The sequence below is a fragment of the Gemmobacter sp. genome (genome assembly GCF_046292685.1).
In the GTDB taxonomy this organism is placed as follows: Bacteria; Pseudomonadota; Alphaproteobacteria; order Rhodobacterales; family Rhodobacteraceae; genus Wagnerdoeblera.
The window spans coordinates 1-7,525 of the sequence record NZ_JBKBQM010000082.1; the positions used below are offsets into that span (position 1 = coordinate 1).

The following is a 7,525-nucleotide window of genomic DNA, read 5'->3' on the forward strand; positions in this document are numbered from 1 at the left end:
ATTCAGCGATCGACGCCAGAACCACACGGCACGAGGGATACGCCCTGTCGATCAAGCACCGCAAACGGATCGAAGAGGCTTTCGGCTGGGCCAAGACCATAGGCCACATGGCCCAGACCGTCTATCGCGGCCTCGAGAAGGTGCGGTCCCGCTTCATCCTGACGATGGCCGCCAACAACCTCGCCCGACTGCCCCGGCTGCTGGCCGCATGACGACGAGGGGTGGCATCGGGCACCCATACCTCGCCTCGACCAGCACGACGCTCACCGCTGCCGCCCAAACAGAGGGAAAACTGTTCCGCCTCGCGGACTTCTTCAGCAGCCTGTTAGAGCACCGTCACCGCTGCGCGCCATTCGGCCTGCGCACCCAGCGGCTGCGCCTCCCGTGCGTTGCGGCTCTGTTCCCCTCGAATGCGATGGAGACAAGGCCCGAAGTTTTGGCGGGGCTGAAACTCAAGCAATTGGATAGGAGAGGAAAAATCCAACCGAACCGAATTCGACGAGGTTCGCCCGAACAGAGACGAAGGGACGTTCAGAGCCCGGATCGGGCCTGGCGCGCTGTCTCAGAGGTTCGCATTGGGGAGACAAAGCCCTTTGAAAACACAACTATTTTCGCGCCAAGAGGGGCGCCCGTCCGTGTTCGCAACAGGGATGATGGCGGATGGGACGCGACTGCGGTCGAACCTTCTCTGGATCAAGTCATTGATTTCATTGGATCTGGGTCAGACCTCCCACGAAGACGTCCCTCCCTGACTGACGATCATTTGCCATCACCACAGATCCACCGGGCATTCAACTCCTTCACGAGAGATCGTTGATTCACGATCTGCTCTTGTATCGTTGATTGCCGATCCATATATATCGATAGACGACGATAGAAGGGGTCTTTGGAAATGCTGGACAGAAACGTAGTGGCGCGCCCGGCCTTGATCGAGGCAGACCAGATCGCTGCGATTGCAAAGGCGCTCGCGCACCCGGCGCGGGTCAAGATCATCACCTTTCTGCTCTCGAAGCCTGGCTGCATCGGCGGGGACATCGTCGATCAGGTTGGACTGGCTCAGTCGACCGTCTCCGAGCATCTGCGCATCCTCAAGGATGCGGGGATCGTGACCGGGACCATCGACTATCCCCGTGTCTGCTACGCGCTCGACCCGTCGGCGCTCGCGCCGATCCGGGATCTGATCGAGGCCATTGCCGCCCGTCCAGCCGAAGGCGAGGCCCCCTGTTGCTTCACCCCGCAAGTATGCGTTTCCAAGGAGACATGCGAATGACGATCCTTACAGTCTACGACCCCGCCATGTGCTGCTCGACCGGTATCTGCGGCACGGATGTCGATCAGCGCCTGGTCGATCTGGCGGCCGATCTTGATTGGCTGAAAGCGCAAGGGGTGCGCGTGCAGCGCTTCGGTCTGAGCCGCGAGCCGGCCGAGTTCGTGGCGAACGATACGATCCGCCAGATCATGAAGGACAGCGAAGGTGACGATCTGCCAGTCTTCATGGTGGATGGCGCGCTCAAGGCCAAGGCGCGCTACCCCGGGCGCGCGGAACTGGCCAGCTGGACTGGCCTCCTGGTCGCGACCCCGGCTGTCGAAGGGTATGTTGGGGACGTTGCAAAGACTTCGTCCTGCTGCAGTCCAGCCAAGGCGGCATCTGCCTCACCGACGGGTTGCTGCGGTGGCGGTGCCAAGGCCGAACCGGCCAAGGAAAAGGCAGGAAGCTGCTGCTGACGCGGCACCACGCCTGACGTGAAGCAACTTGCACAGGCGTGAGCCGTGCGACAGATGACGACCGCTCGTTTCGGGCGGCGGAAGGAGAAGTCATGTTCAAAGATCTGCCCAAATTCGTGTTCCTCACCGGCAAGGGCGGCGTGGGCAAGACTTCGCTCGCCTGTGCCATTGCGGTCGGCCTCGTAGATGCGGGCAAGAAGGTGCTGCTGGTCTCGACCGACCCGGCGTCTAACGTCGGGCAGGTGTTCGGGGTCGGGATCGGCAACCACATCACGCCGATTACCTCCGTTCCCGGGCTCGACGCGATCGAGATCGACCCGGAGGCGGCTGCGGCCGAGTATCGCGACCGCATCGTGGGGCCGATGCGCGGGGTGCTGCCGGAAAAGGCGTTGAAGGGCATCGAGGAACAGCTTTCGGGGGCATGCACCACCGAGATCGCGGCCTTTGACGAGTTCACGGCGCTTCTGACCGACGATGCGGTCACGGGCGCCTACGACCACATCATCTTTGACACCGCCCCCACCGGCCACACCATCAGGATGCTGAAACTGCCCGGCGCCTGGAGCGGGTTTCTGGAAACGGGGGGCGATGCGTCCTGCCTCGGGCCGCTGGCGGGGCTGGAGAAGCAACGCACGCGGTATGCGGCGGCGGTGGACAGCCTGTCTGATGCCGCCCGCACGCGGCTGATCCTTGTGGCCCGCCCCCGCGTCAGTTCGCTGGCCGAAGCTGCGCGCGCAAGTAGGGAACTGGCGGATATCGGCATCGGCAACCAGCATCTGGCCATCAACGGGTTGATGCCGGACGAGGACATGGGCGATGCGCTGGCCGCCAGCCTCATCGCGCGCGACCGCGCGGCGTTGGGTGGCATGGACACGCACCTCGCCGGCCTGCAGCAAAGCCGCTTCGCGCTGCGACCCGAGAATTTGGTCGGACTTGATGCGCTGCGTCGGATGGGAACACCCGTGGTGCTGGAACCAGCGGCGCCACACACGACCGACATCGACCTGCCGCCGCTTGCTGCGTTGGTCGACGGGATCGAAGCGGCGGGCAAGGGCCTGGTGATGACCATGGGCAAGGGCGGCGTCGGCAAGACCACCATCGCCGCCGCCGTGGCAGTTGAGCTGGCCGCGCGCGGGCATGAGGTGCTGCTGACCACCACCGACCCTGCCGCCCATCTGACCGAAACGCTGGCGGGCGACGTGCCGGGCCTGACTGTAAGCCGCATCGACCCCGAAGCGGAAACGCAAACCTACCGCGACCATATCCTTGCCACCAAGGGGGCCAGCCTTGACGCCCAAGGCCGCGCGATGCTGGAGGAGGATCTGCGCTCGCCCTGCACCGAGGAAATCGCCGTGTTTCAGGCGTTCTCACGGGTGATCCGCGAGGCGGGGCGCAAGTTCGTGGTGATGGATACCGCGCCCACCGGCCATACGCTGCTGCTGCTGGATGCGACAGGATCCTACCACCGTGATGTGCTGCGGCACGCGGGGGAGCAGGCCAGCCACATGACGACGCCGATGATGCGGCTGCAGAACCCGGAGATGACCAAGATCCTGATCGTGACCCTGCCCGAGACCACCCCGGTTCTGGAAGCCGCCCGCTTGCAAGAGGATCTCAAGCGTGCCGGGATCACGCCCTACGGCTGGGTCATCAACGCAAGCCTTGCCGCGACCGGGACCACGCATCCGGTTCTCGCCGCCCGCGCCGCGACAGAAGCGCCCGAGATTGCAAAGGTGCGCGGCGGTCTGGCCACACGCCACGCCGTGGTGCCGATGCTGGCCGAGGATCCGGTAGGGGCTGACCGCCTGCGCGCACTGGTCGGCCAGTCGCTGGAACAGGTGTGAGGGGGGGGACATGGTCAAGGACCTTCCCGACACACCCCTTGTCAGCGCCGAGTGGCTGGCCGAAAGGCTTCATCGGCCGGGTCTGGTGATCGTCGATACCCGAAAGGGCGATGGCCATGCCAGCGCCCACATTCCGGGCGCGCGCAAACTGGCGCTTGATCCGCATCTGCACCACCCCGGCCGGGTTGAAGACCCGCAGGTGTTTGCCGCCGAGATGGTGCGCCTTGGCATCGGGCCGGACACGGACATCATCGCCTATGATGATGGCAACAACCTGTTCGCGGCACGCCTCTGGTGGGTGCTGCACTACCACGGCCACACCCGCGCCCGCGTGCTGGATGGCGGCTGGGACGGTTGGGTTGCTGCCGGGCTGCCGGTGACGGACGCATCTGCACCCGAACCTGATCCGGGGGCCTTCGTGCCGCGCCTCGTGGCTGCCCTGCTGGCCGAAACGGCGGACATGCGCGCGGCGATGCACAACCCGCACGCCCTGATCCTCGACGTGCGGGGCGAGGCGGAGTGGATGCGACAGGAGCCTAAGGAAATCTCGATGGCAGGCCATGTTCCGGGCGCGCGGCATCTGGTCTGGACCGATGTGATCGACCCCGCGACGCACCGCTTTCGGCCTGTGGACGATCTGCGCACCCGGTTCGCCGCCGTGGGCCTGCGCCCCACATCCGAGATCATCACCTATTGCCAGGGCGGCATCCGTGCCACACACAGCTTGTTGGCGTTGACCCTCGCGGGCTTTGCCCGCGTGCGAAATTACGAGGGCTCAAGGGCCGAATGGAGCCGACAGGCGATGCCGCGCGTCGTTGAACCCGTTGCCCCCCCCCAAGTCTGACAAAGGATAAACGCATGTCTGCTTTCGAACGATACCTCTCCGTCTGGGTCGCGCTGGCGATCATCGGCGGGCTGGCGCTTGGCTGGATCGCGCCGGGGCTGGTGAACTTTCTCGCGTCATTGGAATATGGCTCGGTCAACTTTGTCGTCGCGATCCTGATCTGGTTCATGGTCTATCCGATGATGGTGTCGGTGGACTTTTCCAGCTTGCGCCGCGTGCATGAACGGCCCAAGGGGCTCATCATCACGCTGGCGGTGAACTGGCTGATCAAGCCCTTTACCATGGCCGCGCTAGGCGTTCTGTTCTTCGATCTGATCTTTGCGCCCTTCATCGAACCGGGCACTTCGGGCCAATATATCGCGGGCCTGATCCTGCTGGGTGCTGCCCCCTGCACCGCGATGGTGTTCGTCTGGTCGCAGATGACCAAGGGCGATCCGAATTACACGCTGGCGCAGGTGTCGCTCAACGACGCCATCATGGTCTTTGCCTATGCGCCGATCGTGGCGTTGCTCTTGGGCGTGACCGATATTGTCGTGCCCTGGGTCACGCTGATCCTCTCGGTTGGCCTCTATATCGTGATCCCGCTGGCGGCAGGCATCGTGACCCGGGTTATGAAGACACGCGGGGCCGCCAACCCTGCTGCGGCCGAGGCGGCAGTCGGGGCCTTCACGGCGCGGGTGAAGCCCTTTTCCGTCATAGGCCTGTTGGCCACTGTCGTCCTCTTGTTCGGCTTTCAGGGCGGGGTGATCCTGACCCAGCCGTTGGTGATCGGGATGATCGCCATCCCGCTGCTGGTCCAGTCCTACGGCATGTTCGCCGTCGCCTATTGGGCGGCCAAGGCCTGGCGCGTGCCGCATAATGTGGCTGCCCCTTGCGCGATGATCGGCACGTCGAACTTTTTCGAACTGGCGGTGGCCGTGGCCATCGGCCTGTTCGGCCTGAACTCCATCGCGGCCCTTGTCACCGTGGTCGGGGTTCTGGTCGAGGTGCCGGTGATGCTGTCGCTCGTCTGGTTCGCCAACCGCACGCGTCACTGGTTCCCGGCCGAGGAAACCCCCATTTTCGCCCACAAGACAAAGGAGCAGAACTGATGTTTCGCACCGCGCTGATCTCGCTGGACTATTCGGCCGCACAAGGCCCCCTGCTGGACTGCCTGTCTGACCTGCGCGACATGGGTATCTCCCGCGTGATCCTGACCCATGTGGTTCAGGTCGGCTATGCCCAAGGGGCGACCTACGGCAACAAGCAGGCGCTGGAGGACTGGCTTCAGGACCGTGCCGCACCGCTGCGCGCAGCGGGACTTGAGGTGGAGGTCGACATTCGCGCGGCCGGTGAGGTGGCCAAGGACATTCTGCAAGCGGCCGGTGACCATGGCGCCGATCTGATCGTGATCGGATCGCGCGGGCAGAACATGATCCGCGGCCTGTTCCTCGGCTCGGTTGCCCGCGAAGTGATCCGGCTCAGCACGCTGCCGGTGCGGTTGGAATGGATAGAATCCACGGGCAAGGACGGCGACGCCGCCTGCGCACGCACCTGCCATGCGGGCTTGCGGCGGGTGCTTCTTGCCACGGACTTTTCGCAGCAATCGCAAGCGGCCGAACAGGCCGCCATTGCGCTGGGGCGTCTTGGGGCACATATCGATGTGATACATGTCCTTGTGCCTGACGGCGGCAAGATCTACGCGCGGTGGCCGCGGATGGCACAGGCTGCGCTGTCTTATATCGTGGACGACATCGCGGCTGCTGGCGGCCAGGCCGAGGCCCATCTGATGACGGGCCAGCCATCCGAAGAAATCGCCCGGATGGCGGTGGATCGTGACGCCGATCTGATTATCGTCGGCAAGCATGGCCAGGGCTGGGTGAACAGCCTCATCACCGGCTCGACCGCCGCCAGTCTCTGCGAAATCGCGCGCCGTCCTGTGCTGATGGTGCCGCTTCAGAACGAAAAGGTCTGATCCCATGCGTATCCTGTTTCTCTGCGTCGCCAATTCCGCCCGCAGCCAGATGGCCGAAGGGCTCGCGCGTGCGATCCTGCCCGCATCCGTCGAAATTGCCAGTGCGGGATCGGCCCCCGGCATGCTCAATCCGCTGGCGGTGGAGGCGCTCTCCGAGACCGGCATCGACATTTCCGCCCACAGGTCAAAGCCGCTGGAAGAGGTCGCGCCTGAAACGGCCGACCTGATCGTCACGCTCTGCGCCGAAGAGGTCTGCCCTTTTGTCCCCGGCCCGGTGCGGCGGCTGCACTGGCCGATCACCGACCCCTCCGACGCGGGTGACATCGCATCCTTCCGCACCGCGCGCGATCAGATCAAGGCGCGGATCGAGGTGCTGGCGGGGCTGATCAACCTGCCGGAAGGGCCAAAGGGCACCGAGTTTCACGCCAGCCTGCGCGTGCGCGATCTGGGCGCCAGCACACGGTTTTATGCCTGGCTCTTGAACACATGGCCGAAGGAGTGGACGCACCGCTATGCCACGTTCGTCCGGCCTGACCTGAACCTCAACTTCGTACTCATGGTCGCCGACGGCACAGAGCTGCACCACGATACGCTCTATCATCTCGGGATCGCGTTGCCCGACCGGGCGTCGGTGATCGACGCCTATCACCGGGCCATGGCGCTGGGGGCCACGGTCGCAAAGCCGCCGCGCACCACATGGAAGGGCACGCCGCTACATGAGCTGTGGCTGACCGACCCGGACGGCACGCCGATCGAGGTCTATGCCCGCCTGACGCCAGAGGAACTGGCGGCCATGCCCACAGATCAGGCGCCAGAATACCTTGTTCCCGGCACAGCGCCGGACCGTCCAACGTGAGGTGCCCTGTGCAGGCGGCGCATCCGTCTCGGCCCAAAGCCGCCTGACAGTCCGCCGTCCTAGGCACCACGCCACATTGCAAACCGTTGCCCCTGCCCCTTTATCGCCATGCGTAGCACCCCATCGCGCGGACTATGCCAGCGCTGACCCCTATTGCACGTGGCTTTCAGGGCGGGGTGATGTATCCGTCCGGCGTGACTGGCGTTGAATTTCAGCTTTGTTGCCAGTTCCAGGGCGCGAGGTCCTGGATGCGGTTGATCTTGTGGTCAGCGATGTGGCTCAGAACCCAAGTCAGCCAGGCC

General features: G+C 64.5%; 9 protein-coding genes. 8 read left to right on the forward strand and 1 reads right to left on the reverse strand.

Features of this window, described 5'->3' with window-relative positions:
• The 8 genes from ACK4S2_RS15180 to ACK4S2_RS15215 all read left to right on the forward strand — a co-directional run.
• A partial coding sequence (locus ACK4S2_RS15180) for a transposase (RefSeq protein WP_409626253.1) occupies nucleotides 1–212 on the forward strand: 212 nt, incomplete at its 5' end.
• Between the two features lie 680 nt (nucleotides 213–892).
• A complete protein-coding gene (locus ACK4S2_RS15185; RefSeq protein ID WP_409626255.1) occupies nucleotides 893–1,270 on the forward strand; it encodes an ArsR/SmtB family transcription factor in 378 nt (125 codons plus the stop codon).
• Nucleotides 1,267–1,725, forward strand: a complete 459-nt coding sequence (arsD, locus tag ACK4S2_RS15190; RefSeq protein WP_409626258.1) for an arsenite efflux transporter metallochaperone ArsD — start codon at nucleotides 1,267–1,269, stop codon at nucleotides 1,723–1,725. The genes ACK4S2_RS15185 and arsD overlap by 4 nt, the downstream gene beginning before the upstream one ends.
• 92 nt (nucleotides 1,726–1,817) lie before the next feature.
• Nucleotides 1,818–3,569 carry an arsenical pump-driving ATPase gene (arsA, locus tag ACK4S2_RS15195; RefSeq protein ID WP_409626261.1) on the forward strand — a complete coding sequence of 584 codons (1,752 nt, stop codon included), beginning with the start codon at nucleotides 1,818–1,820 and terminating at the stop codon, nucleotides 3,567–3,569.
• Nucleotides 3,570–3,579: 10 nt separating this feature from the next.
• Nucleotides 3,580–4,413, forward strand: a complete 834-nt coding sequence (locus ACK4S2_RS15200) for a sulfurtransferase (protein ID WP_409626264.1) — start codon at nucleotides 3,580–3,582, stop codon at nucleotides 4,411–4,413.
• 14 nt (nucleotides 4,414–4,427) lie between these two features.
• Entirely contained in the window at nucleotides 4,428–5,504 is a 1,077-nt protein-coding gene (gene arsB, locus ACK4S2_RS15205) for an ACR3 family arsenite efflux transporter (protein WP_409626267.1), read from the forward strand.
• Nucleotides 5,504–6,367 carry a universal stress protein gene (locus tag ACK4S2_RS15210; RefSeq protein ID WP_409626270.1) on the forward strand — a complete coding sequence of 288 codons (864 nt, stop codon included), beginning with the start codon at nucleotides 5,504–5,506 and terminating at the stop codon, nucleotides 6,365–6,367. The genes arsB and ACK4S2_RS15210 overlap by 1 nt, the downstream gene beginning before the upstream one ends.
• 4 nt (nucleotides 6,368–6,371) lie before the next feature.
• Nucleotides 6,372–7,223, forward strand: a complete 852-nt coding sequence (locus ACK4S2_RS15215) for a VOC family protein (protein WP_409626273.1) — start codon at nucleotides 6,372–6,374, stop codon at nucleotides 7,221–7,223.
• Nucleotides 7,224–7,434: 211 nt separating this feature from the next.
• Here ACK4S2_RS15215 and ACK4S2_RS15220 read toward each other — a convergent pair whose 3' ends face one another.
• On the reverse strand, nucleotides 7,435–7,518 hold the full coding sequence (locus ACK4S2_RS15220; protein WP_409626276.1) for a hypothetical protein: 84 nt from the start codon (nucleotides 7,516–7,518) through the stop codon (nucleotides 7,435–7,437).
• Between the last annotated feature and the right edge of the window lie 7 nt (nucleotides 7,519–7,525).

What these genes read in the sequence shown, in the direction of transcription:
- arsD (WP_409626258.1), top strand. Translation starts at nt 1,267, where the DNA reads ATGACGATCCTTACAGTCTACGACCCCGCCATGTGCTGCTCGACCGGT.
- arsA (WP_409626261.1), top strand. Translation starts at nt 1,818, where the DNA reads ATGTTCAAAGATCTGCCCAAATTCGTGTTCCTCACCGGCAAGGGCGGC.
- ACK4S2_RS15185 (WP_409626255.1), top strand. Translation starts at nt 893, where the DNA reads ATGCTGGACAGAAACGTAGTGGCGCGCCCGGCCTTGATCGAGGCAGAC.
- arsB (WP_409626267.1), top strand. Translation starts at nt 4,428, where the DNA reads ATGTCTGCTTTCGAACGATACCTCTCCGTCTGGGTCGCGCTGGCGATC.
- ACK4S2_RS15215 (WP_409626273.1), top strand. Translation starts at nt 6,372, where the DNA reads ATGCGTATCCTGTTTCTCTGCGTCGCCAATTCCGCCCGCAGCCAGATG.
- ACK4S2_RS15200 (WP_409626264.1), top strand. Translation starts at nt 3,580, where the DNA reads ATGGTCAAGGACCTTCCCGACACACCCCTTGTCAGCGCCGAGTGGCTG.
- ACK4S2_RS15210 (WP_409626270.1), top strand. Translation starts at nt 5,504, where the DNA reads ATGTTTCGCACCGCGCTGATCTCGCTGGACTATTCGGCCGCACAAGGC.